Origin of the sequence: Streptomyces sp. NPDC001532 (assembly GCF_040298625.1) — a bacterium.
Taxonomy (GTDB): domain Bacteria; phylum Actinomycetota; class Actinomycetes; order Streptomycetales; family Streptomycetaceae; genus Streptomyces.
In genome coordinates this window covers 36,810-57,514 of record NZ_JBEPAL010000033.1, presented here as the reverse complement: position 1 = coordinate 57,514, position 20,705 = coordinate 36,810, and the positions used below count along the sequence as shown (strand labels likewise).

General features: G+C 71.8%; 15 protein-coding genes and 1 riboswitch. Of the genes, 8 read left to right on the top strand and 7 right to left on the bottom strand.

What is annotated here, in order from left to right:
• Position 1: 1 nt before the first annotated feature.
• The gene (locus ABT232_RS26760) at positions 2-208 is read right to left on the bottom strand and encodes a DUF397 domain-containing protein (protein WP_351844315.1); all 207 of its coding nucleotides are present in this window, start codon (positions 206-208) and stop codon (positions 2-4) included.
• Entirely contained in the window at positions 205-1,056 is an 852-nt protein-coding gene (locus ABT232_RS26755; RefSeq protein WP_351844313.1) for a helix-turn-helix domain-containing protein, read from the bottom strand. Before ABT232_RS26755 ends, ABT232_RS26760 begins: the two co-directional genes overlap by 4 nt.
• Positions 1,057-1,177: 121 nt before the next feature.
• Here ABT232_RS26755 and ABT232_RS26750 point away from each other — a divergent pair, with 121 nt between their 5' ends.
• The 3 genes from ABT232_RS26750 (at position 1,178) to ABT232_RS26740 (ending at position 5,531) form a co-directional block, all read left to right on the top strand.
• Positions 1,178-1,618, top strand: a complete 441-nt coding sequence (locus tag ABT232_RS26750) for an ATP-binding protein (RefSeq protein ID WP_351844312.1) — start codon at positions 1,178-1,180, stop codon at positions 1,616-1,618.
• A gap of 108 nt (positions 1,619-1,726) precedes the next feature.
• The gene (locus ABT232_RS26745) at positions 1,727-3,334 is read left to right on the top strand and encodes a serine/threonine-protein kinase (protein WP_351844310.1); all 1,608 of its coding nucleotides are present in this window, start codon (positions 1,727-1,729) and stop codon (positions 3,332-3,334) included.
• A gap of 49 nt (positions 3,335-3,383) precedes the next feature.
• Entirely contained in the window at positions 3,384-5,531 is a 2,148-nt protein-coding gene (locus tag ABT232_RS26740; protein WP_351844308.1) for a UvrD-helicase domain-containing protein, read from the top strand.
• Between the two features lie 11 nt (positions 5,532-5,542).
• On the opposite strand, the gene ABT232_RS26735 is transcribed toward ABT232_RS26740, so the two are convergent.
• Together ABT232_RS26735 and ABT232_RS26730 are read right to left on the bottom strand one after the other, a co-directional pair.
• The gene (locus ABT232_RS26735) at positions 5,543-7,273 is read right to left on the bottom strand and encodes a GmrSD restriction endonuclease domain-containing protein (RefSeq protein ID WP_351844306.1); all 1,731 of its coding nucleotides are present in this window, start codon (positions 7,271-7,273) and stop codon (positions 5,543-5,545) included.
• Between the two features lie 100 nt (positions 7,274-7,373).
• A complete protein-coding gene (locus ABT232_RS26730; RefSeq protein ID WP_351844304.1) occupies positions 7,374-9,287 on the bottom strand; it encodes a discoidin domain-containing protein in 1,914 nt (637 codons plus the stop codon).
• A 278-nt stretch (positions 9,288-9,565) separates the two neighbouring features.
• On the opposite strand from ABT232_RS26730, the gene ABT232_RS26725 reads away from it, so the two are divergent.
• Positions 9,566-11,401 (top strand): pectate lyase-like domain-containing protein, encoded by a 1,836-nt coding sequence (locus ABT232_RS26725; RefSeq protein ID WP_351844302.1) that lies wholly within the window; start codon positions 9,566-9,568, stop codon positions 11,399-11,401.
• Positions 11,402-11,802: 401 nt separating this feature from the next.
• Here the strand turns inward: ABT232_RS26725 and fusA are convergent, their stop codons facing one another.
• A complete protein-coding gene (gene fusA / locus ABT232_RS26720; RefSeq protein ID WP_351844300.1) occupies positions 11,803-13,842 on the bottom strand; it encodes an elongation factor G in 2,040 nt (679 codons plus the stop codon).
• Positions 13,843-14,268: 426 nt separating this feature from the next.
• A complete protein-coding gene (locus tag ABT232_RS26715; RefSeq protein ID WP_351844298.1) occupies positions 14,269-14,973 on the bottom strand; it encodes a nucleotidyltransferase domain-containing protein in 705 nt (234 codons plus the stop codon).
• Between the two features lie 216 nt (positions 14,974-15,189).
• Between ABT232_RS26715 and ABT232_RS26710 the strand changes: the two genes are divergently transcribed.
• Positions 15,190-16,266, top strand: a complete 1,077-nt coding sequence (locus ABT232_RS26710) for a glycerophosphodiester phosphodiesterase family protein (RefSeq protein WP_351844296.1) — start codon at positions 15,190-15,192, stop codon at positions 16,264-16,266.
• Between the two features lie 89 nt (positions 16,267-16,355).
• On the opposite strand, the gene ABT232_RS26705 is transcribed toward ABT232_RS26710, so the two are convergent.
• Positions 16,356-17,837 (bottom strand): long-chain-fatty-acid--CoA ligase, encoded by a 1,482-nt coding sequence (locus ABT232_RS26705; protein ID WP_351844294.1) that lies wholly within the window; start codon positions 17,835-17,837, stop codon positions 16,356-16,358.
• Positions 17,838-18,044: 207 nt separating this feature from the next.
• Between ABT232_RS26705 and ABT232_RS26700 the strand changes: the two genes are divergently transcribed.
• The 3 genes from ABT232_RS26700 to ABT232_RS26690 all read left to right on the top strand — a co-directional run bounded on the left by ABT232_RS26700 (position 18,045) and on the right by ABT232_RS26690 (position 20,699).
• Positions 18,045-19,259, top strand: coding sequence for a PucR family transcriptional regulator (locus ABT232_RS26700; protein WP_351844292.1), 1,215 nt, complete (start codon positions 18,045-18,047; stop codon positions 19,257-19,259).
• Between the two features lie 154 nt (positions 19,260-19,413).
• Positions 19,414-19,598: riboswitch (cobalamin riboswitch) on the top strand.
• A 31-nt stretch (positions 19,599-19,629) separates the two neighbouring features.
• Positions 19,630-20,343 (top strand): energy-coupling factor ABC transporter permease, encoded by a 714-nt coding sequence (locus ABT232_RS26695; protein WP_351844290.1) that lies wholly within the window; start codon positions 19,630-19,632, stop codon positions 20,341-20,343.
• Positions 20,340-20,699 (top strand): energy-coupling factor ABC transporter substrate-binding protein, encoded by a 360-nt coding sequence (locus tag ABT232_RS26690; RefSeq protein WP_351844288.1) that lies wholly within the window; start codon positions 20,340-20,342, stop codon positions 20,697-20,699. The genes ABT232_RS26695 and ABT232_RS26690 overlap by 4 nt, the downstream gene beginning before the upstream one ends.
• The last annotated feature ends 6 nt before the right edge of the window (positions 20,700-20,705 follow it).

Genomic DNA, 20,705 nt, shown 5'->3' with positions numbered 1-20,705 from the left:
GTCAACGTCCGGCGGACATCTCCACGAACCCGGCCCATGCCTCGTGGCCGAAGGCGAGACTGGCCGCGGCGGGCCGTTTCGAGTCCCTGATGAGGACGGCTCCGGAGACGGCGGCGACCTCGACGCATTCGCCACCGTTGCCTGTGCTGTAGCTGCTCTTTATCCAAGCGGCCTCGGGCGCAGCCGCCACGCTGTGCTGCACGCTCATGTGTCTCCCATCAGTTGCTCGATGAACGCCACTGACTCGCTCGGTGTCAGCGCTTGTGATCGGAGGATGCCATAGCGCGCTTCGAGCGTCCGCACGTACGCAGCGTCGGTGTAGAGGCGACTGTGATCCTGTACTTCCGCGTACGCAAGACGCTGCCCCGTGTCAGTGTCGATCAACGAGAAAGGGCCGCCCAACGCGGCGTTGTCCTCGCGGTCGATCGGCATGACCTGCACCTCCACGTTCCTAGCCTGGCCGGTTAGCAGGATTTGTTCCAGCGTCTCGCGCATGACTTTCGGACCACCGATGGGCCTGCGCAGCACCGCTTCCTCGATCACGAAGCTCAGCAAAGGAGCAGGGCGTCGGCAGAGGATCTTCTGACGCACCATGCGCGCCTCAAGCCGCTGCTCGATCACTTCGTCTTCCAGCAGAGGCCGCTGCATATGGAAGACGGCGCGCGCGTAGTCCTCCGTCTGCAACAGACCTGGCACGGCATACACCGCATACACGTTCAGGGCCGTGGCTTTGGCTTCCAGTCGAGCCATGTCCCGGAAGAACGCCGGATACTGAGCCCTCCCCACCTCCTCCTTCAGCGCCGTCAGAACACCCCCGGCCCCCAGCACCTCATCCGCCCTCTCGATGAACCGGGCCTGCGGAATCCTTCTCCCCTGCTCGACCGATGCCACCGTGTCCGCCGAGTAGCCGAGTCGCCTGCCGAACTCGGCCCGCTCCAGCCCCGCCCGTGTCCGCAGCAGCTTCAGCTGCCGCCCGAACGCGGTCACGACACCCGTCCCCGGATCGTCCTCCGGCCGCTGCTGCGGCTGCTCCGCTTCCTCGTCCCGCGCGGTCATCGTCCTGCCGCCTCTCCCCTGCGTACCGCCACGTACAGCGCCCGCGCCCGCCCCGTACGAAGGGTCGACGTCAGCGCGTCACCACTGGTCACGCTACGCCACGAAACGCCACGGTGAGTGCATGACCGCAACACAACCACCCCTCTCCGCCCACCGGTTCGCGATGCGTTTCAGCTCGACCCCGCGCGGCGCCCGCCTGGCCCGGCGGCTGTGCGGGCACCGGCTCGACGCCTGGGGCGTCCCGTACGGCAGCGACGCGCATGACGCCGTCACCCTCGTCGTGGCCGAGCTGTGCGCGAATGCCGTACGGCACGGGCACGTGGCCGGCCGGGACTTCCACGTCCTGTTCACCGCGGCCCCCGCCACCAGCACCGTACGCATCGAGGTCAGCGACACCCGCGGTGAACGCCTCCCCCGCATCCGCTCCTCCGCGCCGGACGACGGCGGGCGCGGGATGCTCCTCGTCGAGGCGCTGGCCGACCGCTGGGGCTGCGCCACACGCGCCCGGGGAGGCCCGGGGAAGACCGTCTGGGCGGAGTGCACCGCCCCCGGCCTGACCTGATGCCGTAGGCAGGCCGCGACCTGGCTGGACGTGCCGAAGCCCCACCCGCGACACTGATCCCCGAGCACAGCGAAGACCACTTCGGACACTCGACGGGGGCGGGGCCAGGTGCCGGACGTACGGCGGATCGCGGGACGCTACGAGCTGCTGGAGCGGTTCGGCCAGGGTGGCATGGGCGACGTGTGGCGGGGCTACGACGCCGTCCTGGACCGACCGGTCGCCGTGAAGCTCATCCGCCCGCAAGCCGTGACGTCGCCGCACCTGGCGGAGGAGTTCGAGAAGCGGTTCCGGCGCGAGGCGAGGATCACCGCGCGGATCCAGCATCCCGGTGTGCCGCAGGTGTACGACGCGGTGCTCGACGAGTCCTACGAGCAGCTGTTCCTGGTGATGGAGCTGGTCGACGGCGTGCCGCTGACCGCGTACGTCCACCCGGACAGGCCTCTTCCGGTCAGCTGGGCGGTGGCGGTTGCGGCGCAGGTCGCGACGGTGCTGTCGTACGCGCACGACGTGCCCGTGGTGCACCGTGATCTGAAGCCGAGCAACATCCTGGTCGCGCGGGACGGCACCGTGAAGGTTCTCGACTTCGGCATCGCGGCCATCCTGCAGACCGACGTCACGCGGCTGACCGCGACCGGCAGTCCCATCGGTACGCACCAATACATGGCGCCGGAACAGGTGCGCGGTGGACGGGTCACGCCGCGCACCGACCTGTACGCGCTGGGATGTGTGCTGCACGAGCTTCTCTGCGGACGGCCCCTGTTCAGCGGCGACGGCGAGTTCCAGTTGATGATGCAGCACGTGAGCGCGACGCCGACGCCGCTGCGGCAACTGCGAGCCGACGTACCGGAGGAGCTGGAGGCGCTCGTTCTGCACCTGCTGCGCAAGGCACCCGAGGCGCGTCCCGCGGACGTGCAGGAGGCGTACGAGCGGCTGCGGCCCTTCCTGCCCGCGCCCGGTGCGGAAGCGGTGCCGGACGAGTCGGGGCCTGCCGGGGCGCCCGATCCGACGGGTATCTTCCGCCGTCCCTACGGGCCCCGCTCGCGTGCCGGGACCCCGAACGCGCCGGGTGCCGCGCCCGCCGCCGGGTTCGGCCTACCGCCCGCCGTTCCAGCGGCCGAGCGGGAGGCATTGCGGGAACAGATTCTCGAAGTGCACGCACACTACGCCGCGCTGATGGAGGAGGAGCGGTACGCGCAGGCCGCCGAGGTGGTGGGCGAGATGGTCGAGCCGGCCGCAAGGGTCCTCGGATCTGAGAGCAAAGCGGTGCTCGGACTGCGTCGGCGCCGGGCGTTCAGCCGTCAGCTGGCGGGGGACCACCGTGCGGCGCTGCCCGAGTTCGAGGCACTCGCCGACGCCTACGGGCGCGTCAGTGGCCCGGGCAGCGAGGACGCCCGGGACAGCCGGGCCCAGGCGGCCCGCTGCCTCGGCGAACTCGGCCAGGTGACCGAGGCGCTCGCTGGCTTGCACGGCGTCCTCGACGTCGTGCGCTCCGTGGACGGCGACGTGAGCGAGGAAGCCGTCGAACTGCGCCGCGACATCGGCATGCTGCTGCTCGCGCAGGGACGAGCAGCGGAGGCGTTCGGCGTTCTGGATCCTCTGTACGCCGACCTGTGCATGGTGTGGGGGCCGGACGACGAACTCACGGCGGAGGTCGCCGAGACGCTGGCGGTGATCCGTCTGGACCTCGACGGCGACTCCTCTGGTTCTCCTGCCTGACCCGGCCCTTCCGCCCCATCGCAGTCAGCTCGCCCCTTAGGATCCCGCCATGCCGCAGCTTGCCTTCGACATCGGCTTCTTCGCCGAACTCCCCAAGCTCCAGCCCCCGGTCAGGAAGGGCGTCCTGGAGGCGTGGGAGAAGTTCAACCGGCTCAGCCTCGATCAGCTCTTCAAGGACCCAGGGCTGAAACTGGAGAGCCTGACGAACGCCAAGGACAAGCAGATACGGACGATCCGCATCGATCAGTTCTGGCGAGGAGTCGTCCTCGCCCCACCCTCCGGGGACACCTTCGTCCTGCTCCGGGTGATGCCGCACGACAAGGCCATCGCCTGGGCGCGGAAGCAGAGGTCCAGCATCAACGAGGTGACCCGGGCCGTCGAGATCCGGGACGCGGCGACTCTGGACGAGCTGACGCCGGCGTACGAGGAGGTGGCGAAGGACTCGCCGGAGGAGCGGCTGTTCGCGAAGTTCTCCGACGGGGACCTGAAGGCACTGGGCATCGACGACGAGACGCTGCGACAGGCCCGGTCGCTCCTCGACCAGGAGCAGTTGGACGTCTTCGCGCCGCTGCTGCCGCAGGACCAGCGCGAGGTGCTGCAGTATCTCGCCGCGGGCTGCACGGTGGAGGAGGTCTGGCAGGACATCGTCGCACCCGCTCTCCAAGCCTCGGCCCAGCCTGTTGACGCGCACGACTACGAGACGGCGATCCGGCACAGCCGGGCTCGTATCGCGCTGGTCTCCGCCTCCGAGGAGCTGCGGGACATCCTGGAGAAGCCCTTCGCGGCCTGGCGGGTCTTCCTGCACCCCTCCCAGCGGAGGGTGGCCTACCGGGCGTCGTACTCAGGGCCCGCGCAGGTCACGGGCGGGCCGGGCACCGGCAAGACCGTCGTGGCCCTGCACCGGGTCAGGCATCTGCTCGGCCACCTGCGCGACGGGGACCGCATCCTCCTCACGACGTACACCAACGCACTCGTCAACGCGCTCCGCTCCGGCCTGGAGTCTCTCGTCGAGGATCCACAGCTGCGCGAGCGGGTGGACATCTCGACGGTGGACGGCTTCGCCGGCCGGGTCGTCGCCGAGGCACCGGGCGCGGTGGCGCTGCGACCGCTGATGAGCAACGAGGAGGAGAGCCGCTGGGCCAAGGCCGCCAAGACCACGGGCTTCACCGGCAGCGCGCAGTTCCTCGCCCAGGAGTTCCGGCACGTCATCCTCGCCCAGGACATCCGGACCCTGGTCGAGTACGAGGCGGCGGACCGGCGGGGCCGCGGGAGCCGGCTGACGGCGGCCGAGCGGCCACTGGTGTGGGAGACGGTGGAGCGGTTCACCGCCGATCTGGCCGCGGACGGGGCCCGCACCTGGCTGCAGACGTGTTCCCAGGCGGCTCGGCTGCTGGAGGAGAAAGGGCCTCCGTACCGACACGTCGTGGTGGACGAGGCGCAGGACCTGCACCCGGCGCAGTGGCGTCTGCTCCGCGCGGCCGTGCCCGCCCGCCCGGACGACCTGTTCATCGCGGGCGATCCGCACCAGCGCATCTACGACGCGAAGGTGTCACTCAAGTCGCTCGGCATCAAGGTGACCGGGCGGTCGGTGAAGCTCCGCAAGAACTACCGCAGCACGCAGGAGATCCTGCGCTGGTCCACGGCGCTGCTGATCGGCCGCCCGATCGCCCAGCTGGAGGACGAGAACCGCACCGATACCCTGCTCGGCTACCGCTCCGCCCTGCACGGCGACGGCCCCGCCGTACATGCGGCGGCCTCCGAGGAGGCCGAACTGGACGCGCTTGTCGCACGGGTACGGGCTTGGGTGGACTCGGGTGTCGGCGCCGGGGAGATCGGCGTCAGCGCTCGGTTCAACAAGACGTGCGCGAAGGCGGTGGCGCGCCTGAAGGACGCCGGCATTCCCGCGGCTGCCCTGCGCAACACCACCGATGCCGGGGACACGGCGACCGTTCGGGTCGGCACGATGCACTCGTTCAAAGGTCTGGAGTTTCGCTGCGTCGCGGTCGTCGGCGTCACCGAGGACGCCCTGCCGTTCCCGAAGGCGGTTACGCCGCCCGAGGTGGACGCCAAGCAGCACGAGACGGACATGATGGCGGAGCGCTGCCTGCTCTTCGTCGCCTGCACACGAGCCCGCGACAGCCTGTACGTCTCCTGGTCCGGTGTGCCGAGTCCCTTCCTGGTGGAGGCAGGCCTCTGAAGCGGAGCTTGTCAGGCCCTGTCAGAGCGAGTGGAGCTCGACGCCTCAGCTGTGCGGAGGTCCTGTGATTCCGCTTCGGCGGGCCTGGGTGCGGTCGGCTCCTCCGCGATCACTTCCTCGTCGGGGGGCAGCTCGTCCGTGTCCGGGTGGGTGGTGTCCTGGCCGGTGTATGCGGGGAGTCCCAGCAGTTCGTTGAGGACGTTGGCCAGCGCGCGGCGGCGCGCGGCGAGGAAGTCGGGGAACCGCTCCAGGAAGCGCAGGTCCGGATCGGCGGGGATCCACTGCTCGGCGAGGCGTTCCGGCGCGATGCCTGCCATGTAGTCGGCGGGCAGCCTGGAGGAGATCATCTTGTTGGTCTGGCCGGTGACGAAGGCCAGGTTGGCGAGGCTGTTCCACTCCTCCTTCGCGTATGTCCCCTGGACCCGGGCGCGCGGGAACACGTGGTGGTACTCGATCTTGGCGCTGCTGTTCATCGGCTGGTCGCTGATGGCGATGTTGGTCGCCCAGTCCCGTGCCGTCCGCCGCAGCGCGGCGATGTAGAGCAGCTTGAAGAAGGGGTGCGTCGCGTACTTCTGCTCCAGGTCCCTGGGGTGCAGGGCGCTGTCCAGGGAGCGGGTGCCGGAGGCCCTGCGGATCAGTTCGGCGAACAGGTCCTCGCCCTCGCGTGACTTGATCAGCCTGGCCTCGGCGTCGAGCTTGCCCTCCACCTGGAGCGAGTAGTGGCTGAACGCCATCGCCGTGTACACCCAGCGGCGGAGCAACTGGGCCTCTCCGGGACGGAGTTTGCCGTCTCGGTGGTACAGCAGGAGGGCGGGCACGATGGTGACGTTCGGAGAGGAGAGAATCTCGGACCGCGGGATCGAGCATTCACCCTTGAGGAAGTCGATGGCGAAGCGGAGGGCCCTCTCGGTGGCCTGCCAGGCCTCCTTCAGAGCCGCTTCGTCCTTGTCCGCGCCGATGAGCTTGATGTGATGGGCCCCGGTGCCCGCCAGGAGGCTCATCAGGCGCAGGACGGCTTCCCGGTTCAGGGCGAAATTGCTGTCCTGAAGCTCCTGGTGGAAGGCGTCCATGGTGTCCAGGCCGTCCGACCAGCGGGCGGCGATGGCGCTGTACACGAGGTCGCCCTTGGACAGCCGCCGGCCACCCTTGTTGAGTCGGGCGAAGAGTTCGGCGACCTCCTCGTAGTCGTCGGACTCGTAGGTGATGACGGCGATCTGGTGGTGCCGGATGTTGTGCACTTTCTGCAGGCGCTGGACCCACGGGTCGAAGTCCGGACTCTCCATCGGCACTTCGGCCTTGCGGAGCACCTGGTAGAACTGCACGTTCTCCTGGAGAAGCGTCGAGACCGGAACGAGGAGCGGGTCCTTGCGCTGGACCGCGCTCGGGTTGACGAACTCCTCGGTGCGCACGTCGAAACGTAGGTCGATGTGACGGCCGTCGGCCTTCGACTCCGGCTGGTAGACCCAGGCCAGGGACGTCAGCCGCTGCTGGCCGTCCAGCAGGTACAAGGGCTGGTGCGCAGACTTGGCGGTCTGGACGACAGCGGCGGTCTTGAAGGGGACGGTCAGGTTGGTCTTCCACAGCAGCAGTGCGCCGACGGGGTAGCCGCGGTAAAGGGAGTCGAAGAGGTCGCGCACGTCCGGGCGCATCCAGACGAAGTCACGCTGGATGGAGGGAATGACGACCCTGCCCAGCAGCAGGTCCTCCACCTGAGAGATGATCTTCTCGTTCGCGAGCCCCATGTCGCCCCCACCTTGCGCGTCCTGTGCCATCACCACAGTACCCACCAGGGGTGACGCTCGTCTCACCCCTGGTGATCAACGTCGGCGCGCGGACTCCGTGCTAGCGCTTCTGTTCCACCCGCACCCAGTCCACCTCCGCCTGCACTCCCCCGGCCGCGATGCGGTCGACGCTGGATTGGGGGAGGCCCCAGTACGGGGTGGTGACCTTGTTCCAGCCGGCCGGGTAGGCGCCGCCGAGGGCGAGGTTGAGGATGACGTACTGGTTGTGGTCGAAGACCCACTGGCCGCGGGTCGATTCGAGCTTGTTGCGGGTGGTCTCCTGGACGAGGCGGTCGTCGACGTAGAAGCGCATGCCCGTGGGGGTCCAGTCCACGGTGTAGGTGTGCCACTGGTCGGCGCGGCCGCCGTTCGGGTAGGTCTGGCGGGCGCCGATGTTGCCGTCGGCGGAGTAGCCGGGGCCGTGCAGGGCGGTGCTGGTCCAGTCGGCGTAGCCGACGTTCTCCATGATGTCGGTCTCGCCGGAGGCGGGCCAGGAGACGGTCGGGTCGTCGACGTTGCTGCCGAGCAGCCAGAAGGCGGGCCAGAAGCCGTCGCCCACCGGGAGTTTCATACGGGCGCTGACCCGGCCGTAGGTGAAGTCGAACTTGGTGTTGGTGTCGATGCGGCCGGAGGTGAAGTCGTAGGTGCCGCCGCCCGCTTGCGTGCAGCCCTTGCAGTGCTTGGCGCGCAGGATCAGGTTGCCGTTCTCGGTGCGGATGTTGTCGGGGGAGTCGACGTACGCCTGCGACTCGCCGTTGACCGGGCCCATCTCCGTGCCGGTGCGCACGACGCGCCACTTGGAGCGGTCGAGGGAGGAGCCGGTGAAGTCGTCGAAGAAGGCGGTCTGGTAGGTGCCGGGCTGTTCGGCGGGGAGCGCCGGGTACGCGGCGGTGGCGCTGCCTCCGGTGCCCCAGACCTGGAACTCGTAGAGGGAGTAGCCGAACTGGGCGGTGGAGGGGGCCGGGTTGTGGAAGGAGCGGCGTTCCTTGCCGAGCATGCGGACGTAGCGGCCGGTGGCGGGCTGCGGGAGGCGGACGCTGTCGTGCAGGCCGACTGACTCCCCCGGTGACTTCACGTTGGCGCGGCGGGCGGCGACTTCGGAGGCTGAGGGGCGGTAGACCGTGCGCCAGGTGCGGTTGTCGTCGGAGACCTGGAGTTCGTAGTCGACGGCGTAGGCCGCCTCCCAGTAGAGGTCGACGGTGTCGATGGTGGAGGTGGCGCCGAGGTCGACCGCGACCCAGCGGTCCTTGTTCCAGTCGCTGGACCAGCGGGTCGCGTCGTCCTTGACGTTGGCGGGCCAGCCGCCGTCGGTGACGAACGCCGGTGAGTTGCCCGCGTGGGCGTAGTAGTTGGCGTAGGCGGGGTGGTTCAGGGCGAGGTTGGCGCGCGTGGTGGAGGCGGGGGCGGGTTCGCCGCCGTAGACCTTGAAGGAGTAGAGCGAGTAGCCGTACGGGGTGGCGCGTTCCAGGCCGCGGAGGCGGAGGTAGCGGCCGGTGACCTCCTGGGGATAGGTGTGCGCGGTGACGGTGCCGCCGGTGCCGGCGGTCTCCGTGTAGAACGGCGTCCAGTCGGTGCCGTTCCTGGAGATCTCCAGGACGTATCTCTTGCCGTAGGCGGCTTCCCAGTCGAGGGTCACCCGGTCGACGCGGAGGGTCGTGCCGAGGTCGAGGCGGATCCACGCGTCGTCGGCGAAGTTGCTGGACCAGCGCGTTCCGGCGTTGTTGTCGAAGGCGAGGCCGGGTGCGGTGCCGGCGTTCTCGCTGCCGGAGGCGGTGACGGCGGACGGGTTCGCGGCGTAGGCGGCGGCCGCGCGGTCGGTGTCCCAGGCGGCGGCCGCGACGGCGCCGGGCTCCGCGGCGGGCCCGGCGGCGGCGGGGGTGGCCAGGAGCGGGCCGGCGCCCAGCAGGGACAGGGCGGTGAGGGCGGTCAGCAGGGTGCGGGACGTGCGGGTACCGGTGCGGGTGCGGGATGGCATGCGGCTCTCCCTGGAGGAGTGGGGGGCGGCCGGCTACGGCCGGTGATCCGGGCTGACGGATGCTGCGCATGGCTCTTCGGGCCCCTTCCCTGGGGCCCGTCACCACTTAATTTAGGCCGTGAGTTAAACGGCAACTACCCGACCCGTCAAGAGTTTCAACGTCAATCGTCGAACTCTGCCGCACCTCTTGACGCACCCGTTTCGGCGGATGAAGCATTCGGCGGAAAGAGAGCGCTCCCACCCCTTCCCCTGTTCACTTCCTGAACCTGGAGAGCCGCATGCACCGCCGCCCTACGCACGCTGAGACTCCGTCATCGTCCGCCGCCGACCGGCCCGTCGGCGTCGGACGGCGGACCCTGCTCGGTGCCGCGGCCGCCGCACCCGTGGTCGCGGGCCTGGCCGCCGCCCCGGCCTCCGCGGCCGCGCCGTCCGCCGTCCCGGCCCGCGGCCGCCCGCGCCCCCAGGCCCTCCCCGGCGGCGGCGACCTCGGGCCGAACGTCCTCGTCTTCGACCCGTCCACGCCCGGCATCCAGGCCCGCCTCGACGAGGTGTTCCGGCAGCAGGAGTCCGCCCAGTTCGGCACCGGCCGGTACGCACTGCTGTTCAAGCCCGGCACCTATCACGGGCTCAACGCCCAGATCGGCTTCTACACCTCCATCGCCGGCCTCGGGCTCTCCCCCGACGACACCACCATCAACGGTGACGTCACCGTCGACGCGGGCTGGTTCAACGGCAACGCCACGCAGAACTTCTGGCGCTCGGCGGAGAACCTCGCGCTCGTCCCCGCCAGCGGGACGAACCGGTGGGCGGTCGCGCAGGCCGCGCCGTTCCGCCGGATGCATGTGCGCGGCGCGCTTGACCTCGCGCCCAGCGGCTACGGCTGGGCCAGCGGCGGCTACATCGCCGACAGCCGCATCGACGGGCAGGTCGGACCGTACTCGCAGCAGCAGTGGTACACCCGCGACAGCGTCATCGGCAGCTGGCTCAACGGCGTCTGGAACATGGTGTTCTCCGGAGTCGAGGGCGCGCCGGCGCAGAGCTTCCCGAACCCGCCGTACACCACCCTCGACACCACGCCCGTCTCCCGCGAGAAGCCGTTCCTGTACCTCGCCGGCGACGAGTACCGCGTCTTCCTGCCGGAGAAGCGGGTCGGCGCGCGCGGCGTCAGCTGGGGCAACGGCACCCCCCGCGGCACGTCCCTGCCGCTCGGCCGGTTCTACGTCGCCAAGCCCGGCGTCAGCGCCGCCACGCTCAACCAGGCCCTCGCGCAGGGCCTGCACCTGCTGCTCACCCCCGGCATCTACCACCTCGACCAGCCCCTGCGCGTCAACCGCGCGAACACCGTCGTCCTCGGCCTCGGCTACGCCACGCTCATCCCGCAGGGCGGCGCCACCGCCGTGAAGGTCGCCGACGTCGACGGCGTCCGCCTCGCCGGGTTCCTCGTCGACGCCGGGCCGGTCAACTCCAGGACGCTCGTCGAGATCGGGCCGCAGGGCGCCTCCCGCGACCACTCCGCCAACCCGACCACCGTGCAGGACGTGTTCATCCGCATCGGCGGCGCGGGCGCCGGCAAGGCCACCACCAGCCTCGTCGTCAACAGCCGGCACACCATCGTCGACCACACCTGGATCTGGCGCGCCGACCACGGCGACGGCGTCGGCTGGGAGACCAACCGCGCCGACTACGGCCTCGTCGTCAACGGCCACGATGTCCTCGCCACCGGCCTGTTCGTCGAGCACTTCAACAAGTACGACGTGCAGTGGTACGGCGAGCGCGGCCGCACGATCTTCTTCCAGAACGAGAAGGCCTACGACGCCCCGAACCAGGCCGCCATCCAGAACGGGGCGCTGCGCGGCTACGCCGCCTACAAGGTCGGCGACAGGGTCACCCGGCACGAGGGCTGGGGCCTGGGCAGCTACTGCTACTACAACGTCGACCCCACCATCGTGCAGGAGCACGGCTTCGCGGCGCCCGTCACGCCCGGCGTGCGCTTCCACCACCTCTCGGTCGTCTCGCTCGGCGGCAACGGCCAGTACGCGCACGTCATCAACGACCTCGGCGCACCTACGTCGGGCACCTCCACCGTGCCGTCGACGGTGGTGTCGTATCCGTGAGCGGTGAGTGAACGCCGGGTCCCCTCCTCGGGGGTGGGGAGGGGACCCGGGACGGCGGCACGGGCTCGCCGCCGCGCCACCGCGGTGGCCCGGGGCGACACCTGACCGGCGGACAGGAGCCCCGCCCCGGGCCACGCCCCCACAGGCACCCGCCCGCGCCACCTCCCCGGCGCGGGACCGGGTCCCTGTGCCGCCGTCAGGGCCCCGGCCATCTCGCCGATAGGTGGCCGGGGTCCCGACGGCGGTGCGGAAGTGGAGCAGGACGGGTTGCCGGGGCCGGTGCTCCCCGCCCCGGCAGCCGAAGCCGCCTCGCCGGTGACCGGGCGGTGCCCGTCCTTCGGCGAGGCGGGTCCGCCGGATCCCTCCCCCGCCGGCCGGAAGGGATCCGGCGCTCCTCCCCGCTACCGTGCCGTCGGCGCCTGGGCGTAGCCCGTCGGGCGGGCCGTGAAGGTGCCGCGGCCCTGGGTGCGGCCGCGCAGGCGGGTCGCGTAGCCGAAGAGTTCGGCCAAGGGCACGGTCGCCGTGACGATCGCGGCGCCCGCGCGGACGGTGGAGTCGGTGACCCGGCCGCGGCGTGCCGCGAGGTCGCCGAGGACGCCGCCCACGGCGTCCTCGGGCACGGTCACCGTCACCTCGGCGACCGGCTCCAGCAGCACCATCGCCGAGGCGCGCAGCGCGCCGAGCAGGGCCGCGCGGCCCGCGGTGCGGAACGCCATCTCCGAGGAGTCCTTCACATGGGTCGCCCCGTCGGTGAGCGTCACGCGGAGCCCGGTCACCGGGTGTCCGCCGAGCGGGCCCTCGGCGAGCGCGTCCCGGCAGCCGGCCTCGACCGCCCGTACATACTCCTGCGGCACGCGGCCGCCGACCACCGTCGAGGTGAACGCGAAGCCGGTGCCGCCGGGTTCGGCGTGCAGCGGTGCCACGTCGAGCACGACGTGGGCGAACTGGCCGGACCCGCCGTCCTGTTTGACATGCCGGTGGACGTGTCCGGACACCCAGCGCACGACCGTCTCCCGCAGCGCGACGCGCGGGCGGCCCACGCCGACCTCCAGCCCGTGGGCGCGGCGGATCTTCTCCACCGCGACCTCCAGGTGCAGTTCGCCCATGCCCGACAGCACCGTCTGGCCGGTCTCCGGGTCGGTGCGCACCACCAGGGACGGATCCTCCTCGGCGAGCCGGGCGAGCGCGCCGGCCAGCCGTTCGGTGTCGCCGGAGCGGCGCGCCTCGACCGCGACGGAGACCACCGGTTCGGCGGCGCCGGGCGGTTCGAGGACGATCGGGGCGTGCGGCGCGCACAGTGTCGTACCGGCGCGCGCGGCCTTCAGGCCGACGACGGCCACGATGTCCCCGGCGACCGCGTGGTCCAGCTGGGCGTGCCGGTCGGCCTGCACCCGCAGGATGCGGCCGATCCGCTCGGTGCGGCGGGTGTTCGCGTCCATCACGGTGGCTCCCTTCTCGATGGTGCCGGAGTAGACGCGCAGGTAGGTGAGGCGGCCGGTGGGTGTGGCGTTCACCTTGAACGCGAGGGCGGCGAAGGGCGCTGCCGGGTCGGCGGGGCGCTGCTCGCCGTCGGTGCCCCGTACCGCCGGGACGTCGAGCGGCGACGGCAGGTACGCGACCACCGCGTCCAGCAGTGGCTCGATCCCCCGGTTGCGGTAGGCGGAGCCGCACAGCACGACCACGCCGTCACCGCTGCGGGTCAGGTCGCGCAGGGCGGCGGTCAGCGTCGCCTCGGACAGGGCGGACCGCTCGAAGAACTCCTCCAGTGCGCCCGTGTGCAGCTCGGCCACCGCCTCCTCCAGCGTCCGGCGCCGTCGCGCCGCCGTTTCCCGCAGTTCCTCGGGCACCGGTCCCCGCACGGCCGCGTCGCCGGTCTCGTCCCAGGTCAGCGCCTGCATCCGGATCAGGTCCACGACCCCGCGGAAGCCGTCCTCCGCGCCGATCGGCAGCTGGACGACCAGCGGTGCCGGGTGCAGCCGGTCGCGGATGGAGGCGACGGCCGTGTCGAGGTCGGCGCCCGCGCGGTCGAGCTTGTTGACGAAGGCGATCCTGGGGACGCCGTAGCGGTCCGCCTGCCGCCACACCGACTCGCTCTGCGGTTCCACGCCCGCGACGGCGTCGAACACGGCGACCGCGCCGTCGAGGACCCGCAGCGAGCGCTCCACCTCGTCGGCGAAGTCGACGTGCCCCGGGGTGTCGATGAGGTTGACGCGGTGGCCGTCCCAGGCGCAGCTGACCGCCGCCGCGAAGATGGTGATGCCGCGGTCGCGTTCCTGCGGGTCGAAGTCGGTGACGGTGGTGCCGTCGTGGACCTCGCCGCGCTTGTGGGTGGTGCCGGTGGCGTAGAGGATCCGCTCGGTGACGGTGGTCTTGCCCGCGTCGACGTGGGCGAGGATGCCGAGATTGCGGACGGTGGTGAGGTTGTCGACGGTGGTGCGCACGGCCCGTGGCCTTTCGTGTGGGTGTGGGAAGGGCGGCGCGATGACCCGGACGGGAGCGGGTGTGCGGACGTCCGGAGAGGGACGTCGGCGGTGGTGAAGGGCCGGACGGGTGCCGTCGGATCCGACGGGTGACGTCGGATCAGGCGCCCGGCGGAGGCGTAGGACGGAGTGCCTCGGTCCGTGCCGCTCGCTTCGTCAGGGCGTCCGGTGCCGGCCGCGCAGCGGGCACCGGGCGGCCGTGGACACCAGGATCACCTCGTAGCGGAGGCGGGGAACGACGACAGCGGTGCGGTCACGCACGGCCCGGCTCCCCTCGCTCGACTGGCTTCACACGGCGGCGCACCGCCCGCTCGGGGGCGGTGCGCGATCACTCGGTGAGTGTAGGGAAAGGGCCGGGCGCGGGGCACCGGGTTTTTCGCGGCGGGGTCAGCGGGACTCGGCGGTGGCCGCGTAGAAGTGCGCCCGTACCCGGCGCAGCCAGGCTTCGGCCGGGCGCTCGTCGGGCTGTTCGGGCAGGACGCTGCGGGTCTCGTCGAAGGCGGTCTCGTAGTGCCGGAGCAGGGGCAGCGCGGCGGAGGGGTCGGCGGCGACCTCCTCACCGAAGCGGTGGTAGCTCTCGGGGTCCTCCACGCGGATGTTCAACCGCCCGGTGGCGTACAGCTCGTAGCCCTGCGCGCACAGTCGTCTGAGGTGGCGGGCGTGCTTGGCGGACCGTCGGCGCGAGGGCGCGGCGGCCGCTTCGTCGTCGGCGCGGTTCTGGAGCTTGCGGAACTGCTGGGTGGCGTAGCCGAGATAGGCGGCGCGCACCCGGCGTGCGCTGAGGAACGTGGCGCGGATGTCGATCAGCTCGTCGCCGAGCGGCGTGCGCAGTTCGTACAGCTCGTCGGGGAGCCAGGCGAGCTCCAGCACGGTGGGGTTGCCGCCGAGGGCGAGGCGGCACCACTTGGCGACCTCGTGCAGGGTGCGGTCGGGTGCCGTGGAGACGTGGGACTCCTTGGGCCCGTGCAGTCCGTGCAGGTCCTCGGTGGGGGCCGCGAACACGCCGAGCCGGTCCACGTCGGAGTCCTCGTGGGCGAGTCCGTAGGCGGTCGAGCCGACTATGCCGGACAGCAGGATGTTGTTCACGGTCATCTGCGTCATGATGCAGCGTCCGCCGGGATGTCTCACACCCCTTTTCGGGCGGGTGGCCTCGGGCGGTGGGCGGTGAGCGGTCGGCCTGCGGCCCGCAGCCGACCACCCGAGCTTCGCCGACTGTTCACGGCCCCCGCACCCCGCCGGTCTTCCGCGCCCCGCCCGGCCGCACTACCGTCCCGGCGTCGCCCCCTTCGACGTACGAGTGAGGTCTCGATGTCCGTCGGCCGCTTCCTCGCCTGCCTGGCCCTGCTCCCGGTCCTCGTCCTCCCAGCGACCGCGACCGCACACGCACACGCGGCCGCAGGGCCCGGACCCGATGTGCTCCCGCAGCAGACGCACTTCGACCTCCAGGCGCACCGCGGGGGTCTCGGTCTGACGACCGAGAGCACGTTGGAGGGGTTCGCGAAGGCGCTGCGGCTCGGGGTCTCCACGTTGGAGCTGGACACCCAGATCACCAGGGACCGCAAGGTCGTCGTCACCCACGACCGGCAGGTCAGCGCGCAGAAGTGCCGGGACACGGCACCGCTGGAGCCCGGTGACCCGATGTACCCGTACGTCGGCAAGTACGTGAAGGACCTGACACTGGCTCAGCTTCGGACCCTGGACTGCGGCTACCAGCAGCTGCCCGGGCATCCGGAGCAGGAGCGGATCGCGGGTGCCCGGATGGTGGAGCTGCGGGATGTGCTGGGCCTGGTCAGGCGGGCGAAGGCACGGCAGGTCACGCTCAATGTGGAGACCAAGGTGGAGGCGGGCGCGCCCGAGCAGACCGCGCCGCGTGAACTGTTCGTGCGGCGGGTGTTCGAGGAGATCCGCGCCTCCGGCATCGAGCGTCAGGTGACCGTCCAGTCCTTCGACTGGGGCGCGCTGAAGGCGATGCACCGGCTCGCCCCGCGCTGGCCGCTGGTGGCCCTCACCAACTACGACTTCCTCCAGGTCGGCAAGGAAGGGGCGTCTCCGTGGCTGGGCGGGATCGACGCCGACGACTACGGCGGCGACTTCGTGCGCGCCGCCGCCACCGTGCCCGGTGTCCGGGCCCTCTCCCCCAACTACGGCTTCCCGCAGAACGGCAGGATCGGCGACCCGGGCTTCCGCTTCTACCCGGACCGCGCCATGGTCGACGCGGCCCACGCGCGCGGGCTGAAGGTGATCCCGTGGACCTGCGACGACCCGGCCACCATCGCGGCGCTGATGGACCTCGGCGTGGACGGCGTCATCACCGACTACCCGGACCGGGTGCGGCGGCTGATGGCCGAGCGGGGCATGCGGCTGCCCAAGGCGTACGAGTCGTAGTCGTACGGTCGTGGTCGGACGAGCCGTAGGCGGACGAGCCGCGCCGACCGCACGCCCGCCCCTCCCCGCCCGGCCCCCGCCCCGCCCCGTCAGACCAGCTGGATCTCCCGCTTGAGGATCTTGCCCGTGGGGCCCTTGGGCAGGGCGGGGAGGAGGTGGACGGTGCGCGGGTACTTGTAGGGGGCGACGCGTTCCTTGACGTAGGCCCGCAGCTCGTCGGCGGTCGTCCGGGCGTCCGGAGTGAGGACGACGGCCGCGGCGACCTCCTCGCCGAGGGAGTCGTGCGGGACGCCGACGACGGCCGCCTCGACGACCTCGGGGTGCTCGTACAGCACCTCCTCGATCTCCCGGGGGTACACGTTGTACCCGCCGCGGATGATCATGTCCTTCTTGCGGTCGACGACGAAGTAGTAGCCGTCGTCGTCGCGGCGGGCGAGGTCGCCGGTGCGGAACCAGCCGTCGTCGGGGATCGCCTCGGCGGTCGCGTCGGGGCGGTTCCAGTAGCCCGCCATGACGTTGTGGCCGCGTACGGCGATCTCGCCGATCTCGCCCTCCGGGACGTCGTAGCCGTCGCCGTCGATCAGGCGCACCTCGACGCCCGCGATCGGGGTGCCGATCGAGCCGGGCTTGCGGGGCCGGTCGAGGTGGTTGAAGGTGACGACCGGCGAGGTCTCGGACAGGCCGTAGCCCTCGGCGACCGCGCAGCCGAAGCGCTGCTCGAAGCCGTGCAGCACCTCCGTCGGCAGCGCCGCCCCGCCGGACACGCACAGTCGCAGCGCCGCCGCCTCGCGGGTGGCGGACGCGGGCTGGTGCAGCAGCGCGTTGTACATGGTGGGCACGCCCTCGAAGACGGTGACCCGCAGGGTGTCGAGCAGGTCCAGCACCTCGGCCGGGTCGAAGCGCGGCACCAGGACCAGGCAGGCGCCCTGGCGGACTGCGGCGTTCATGCCGCAGGTCTGGCCGAAGGCGTGGAAGAGCGGCAGACAGCCCATCACCACGTCCTCGGGCCCCAGCGCCAGCACGCTGTCGGCCAGCACCTCGGTGTTGCGGCCGAGGTTGCGGTGGGTGAGGGCGGCGCCCTTGGGCCGGCCGGTGGTGCCGGAGGTGTAGAGGATCACGGCGAGGTCGTCGTCGCGGCGCTCCGCCGTAACCGGACCTGCGGTGTCGTCGGCCGCCGGCAGCCCCGGGCCGACCGGTGTCACGGTGGCGCCGGCGGTCTCGGCTCCCTTGGCGGCCTCCGGGGCGGCGGCCTCGGACACGAACAGGCGGCGCGCGCCGGAGTCGGCCAGGCAGTGCTCGATCTCCCGGGCCCGCAGCAGTGGGTTCATCGGCACGACGACGCCGCCGGCCCGCAGCACGCCGTAGTAGTACGCCACGAAGGCGGGCACGTTGGGCAGCATCACGCCGACCCGGTCGCCGGGCTCCAGGCCCTGCGCGAGCAGCGCGCGGGCGACCTCGGAGGCGGCGGCGTCGACCTCGGCGTAGGTGAGGACGACGCTGCCGAACCGCAGGGCGGGCCGGTCGGGATGGCGTCGTGCCGTCTCGGTCAGATTCTCCGCGATGGTCGCCATGCGTCCTCCTGTGAGCGGCCCGGGCACGTCCGTGTGCCTGCTGTGCGGGCTCCAGGGTGGCGGGCGGGCGGGCCGGCGCCCAATGGCGCGGCACACAACAACAGGGCCCGATGCGTTGTTCCCGGTGACAACCAGGGCCCGCGAGTCAACGGCCCGTGCCGGGCTCGCTTGTGCCGGTCGACAAGGGTGCTCCCGTAGCCTGGTGCCGTGCAGCGCCATCCGCCCGTCCCCGACATCGCCGCCGTGGCACAGTCGCTCCGCCCCCGGCTGGCGGAGATCGTCGAGAGCGCCACCCGCCGCATCCGCGACGAGATCGACATCTACGGCCCCGCCGGCACCGTTCCGGAGGAGGAGCTGCGGACCTCGCTGCGCCGCAACATCGCGAGCATGCTCGACCGGTTCGCGCAGGGCACCGACGCGGACCTGAGCCATCCCGGCGAGACCGGGCGGGTGCGCGCGGTGCAGGGCAGCCCGCTGCCCGACGTGCTGCGCGCCTACCGGCTGGGCTTCGCCGAGGTGTGGGCCGCCCTCACCGAGGAGGCCGCGCGCCTCGACGTGGACCCGGCGCTGATGGTGGGCGCGGCGGCGGACGCCTGGCAGCTCGCCGACGTCTACAGCGACGCCATGACCAACGCCTACCGCCGGGCCGCCGCCGAACTGGTGCGGGCCCAGGAGCGGGAGCGGTCCGCGCTGACGCAGGCGCTGCTCGGCGGCCGGATCACCGACCGGGGCACGCTGTGGGAGGTGGCGCAGACCCTGGGCCTGCCGCGGAAGGGGCCGTTCGTCGCCGTCGCCGCCGAGACCACCGCGCTCGGCCAGGAGCCGCTCGCCGACGTCGAGGCCCGGCTCGCCGCACAGGGCGTCCCGTCGGCCTGGACGCTCCGCCCGGACCTGCACATCGGGATCGTCTCGCTGATCCGCGCGGACTTCCTGGACCCGGTGATGGCCGTGCTCGGACGGCTGGCGACCGCCAGGGTCGGGGTGAGTCCGCCGTTCGCCGCGCTGGACGGCACCGGCCCGGCCCTGCGGTACGCGCGGCTGGCGCTCACCGGGCATCCGGCGGGGGCCGCCGCGGTGGTGCGCTTCCCGGACGATCCGCTCACCGTGGTGATGGCCGCCGCGCCCGGCGCGGCCGGTGATCTGGCCCGCCGGGTGATGGGCCCGGTGCTGGCCCTGGACGCCGAGGGGCGCGCGCTGCTGCTCGACACCTTCCAGTGCTGGCTCGACGAGGCCGGGGACGCCACCGCGACCGCGCGGCTGCTGCACTGCCACCCCAACACCGTCCGCTACCGGCTGCGCCGGCTGGAGGACCTCACCGGGCGGTCGCTGCGCGTCCCCGGCGAGAGCGCCGAACTCGTCGCGGCCCTGCGCGCCGTCAGATTCCTTCCCGACCCCGGGCCGGAGCGGGCCGACGGGTCCTGAGGGGCGGGATCCGCGCAGTGGGATCCGTCACGTCCGCGGGGCCCGCGCACCGGGGCTGAGCAGCCGTCATGGCCCACCGGGAGCGCGCGCCGGGGCGCTCGCGGGTGCCGCCGGGCGCCCCCGGGGTCCGCTTGTCACCACCCCGAGCCGGGCATTACTGTCACCACGCCTTGGTGAACGGGAAATCCGGTGTGATGCCGGTGCGGCCCTCGCCACTGTGATCGGGAAGTCCGGCTCCGGCCCTCGCGGGCAGCCACTGGGTTCTTCGGAACCCGGGAAGGCGGAGTTCGGGCGGTGGTACCCGTCAGCCAGGAGACCGGCCAAGGCGCGTCAACCATCCACGAGGTGCTGGAGAGGGTCTGTTCGAGCCATGCACATAGCCGAGGGTTTCCTGCCACCGGCGCACGCGATCGCCTGGAGCGTCGCGTCCGCGCCCTTCGTCGTCCACGGCGTCCGGTCACTCACCCGTGAGGTCAAGGAGCATCCCGAGAGCACCCTGCTGCTCGGCGCCTCCGGAGCCTTCACCTTCGTCCTGTCCGCCCTCAAACTGCCCTCGGTCACCGGCAGCTGCTCGCACCCCACCGGCACCGGACTGGGCGCCATCCTCTTCCGGCCGCCCGTGATGGCGGTGCTCGGCACCATCACCCTGCTCTTCCAGGCCCTGCTGCTCGCCCACGGCGGGCTCACCACGCTCGGCGCGAACGTCTTCTCCATGGCGATCGTCGGCCCCTGGGCGGGCTACGCGGTGTACCGGCTGCTGCGGCGCTTCGACGTTCCGCTGATGGTGTCCGTGTTCTGCGCCGCGTTCGTCGCCGACCTGTCCACCTACTGCGTCACCAGTGTCCAGCTGGCGCTCGCCTTCCCCGACCCGGGCAGCGGATTCCTCGGCGCGCTCGGCAAGTTCGCCGGCATCTTCGCCGTCACGCAGATCCCGCTGGCGGTGAGCGAGGGCCTGCTCACCGTGCTGGTGATGCGGCTGCTGGTGCAGTCCAGCAAGGGTGAACTGACCCGGCTCGGCGTGTTCCTCGCCGGCCGGCGGGTGCCCGGCGAGGCGGCGGACGAGACGGAGGCGGTGGCCCGATGAGCCGGAACGCGAAGATCAACGTCCTGCTGCTGCTCGTCGTCGTCGCGCTCGCCGTGCTGCCGCTGGCGCTCGGCCTCGGCGACGACAAGGAGGAGCCGTTCACCGGCGCCGACGCCCAGGCGGAGACCGCGATCACCGAGATCGACCCGGACTACGAGCCGTGGTTCTCGCCGCTGTACGAGCCGCCGTCCGGCGAGATCGAGTCGGCGCTGTTCTCCCTCCAGGCGGCGATCGGCGCGGGCGTCCTCGCCTACTACTTCGGGCTGCGGCGCGGACGCCGGCAGGGCGAACTGCGCGCCCTCGAAGGGCAGAAGGCGCCGGCCGGCGACGGCGCCGGCGGCGAGCCCGGGGCCTGAGCCCGC

Bases quoted from the DNA above. Each gene is read 5' to 3' on its own strand.
- ABT232_RS26705 (WP_351844294.1), bottom strand. From the start codon at position 17,837: ATGGCGACCATCGCGGAGAATCTGACCGAGACGGCACGACGCCATCCC.
- ABT232_RS26715 (WP_351844298.1), bottom strand. From the start codon at position 14,973: ATGACCGTGAACAACATCCTGCTGTCCGGCATAGTCGGCTCGACCGCC.
- ABT232_RS26735 (WP_351844306.1), bottom strand. From the start codon at position 7,273: ATGGGGCTCGCGAACGAGAAGATCATCTCTCAGGTGGAGGACCTGCTG.
- ABT232_RS26750 (WP_351844312.1), top strand. From the start codon at position 1,178: ATGACCGCAACACAACCACCCCTCTCCGCCCACCGGTTCGCGATGCGT.
- ABT232_RS26710 (WP_351844296.1), top strand. From the start codon at position 15,190: ATGTCCGTCGGCCGCTTCCTCGCCTGCCTGGCCCTGCTCCCGGTCCTC.
- ABT232_RS26695 (WP_351844290.1), top strand. From the start codon at position 19,630: ATGCACATAGCCGAGGGTTTCCTGCCACCGGCGCACGCGATCGCCTGG.
- ABT232_RS26755 (WP_351844313.1), bottom strand. From the start codon at position 1,056: ATGACCGCGCGGGACGAGGAAGCGGAGCAGCCGCAGCAGCGGCCGGAG.
- ABT232_RS26730 (WP_351844304.1), bottom strand. From the start codon at position 9,287: ATGCCATCCCGCACCCGCACCGGTACCCGCACGTCCCGCACCCTGCTG.
- ABT232_RS26725 (WP_351844302.1), top strand. From the start codon at position 9,566: ATGCACCGCCGCCCTACGCACGCTGAGACTCCGTCATCGTCCGCCGCC.
- ABT232_RS26740 (WP_351844308.1), top strand. From the start codon at position 3,384: ATGCCGCAGCTTGCCTTCGACATCGGCTTCTTCGCCGAACTCCCCAAG.
- ABT232_RS26690 (WP_351844288.1), top strand. From the start codon at position 20,340: ATGAGCCGGAACGCGAAGATCAACGTCCTGCTGCTGCTCGTCGTCGTC.
- ABT232_RS26760 (WP_351844315.1), bottom strand. From the start codon at position 208: ATGAGCGTGCAGCACAGCGTGGCGGCTGCGCCCGAGGCCGCTTGGATA.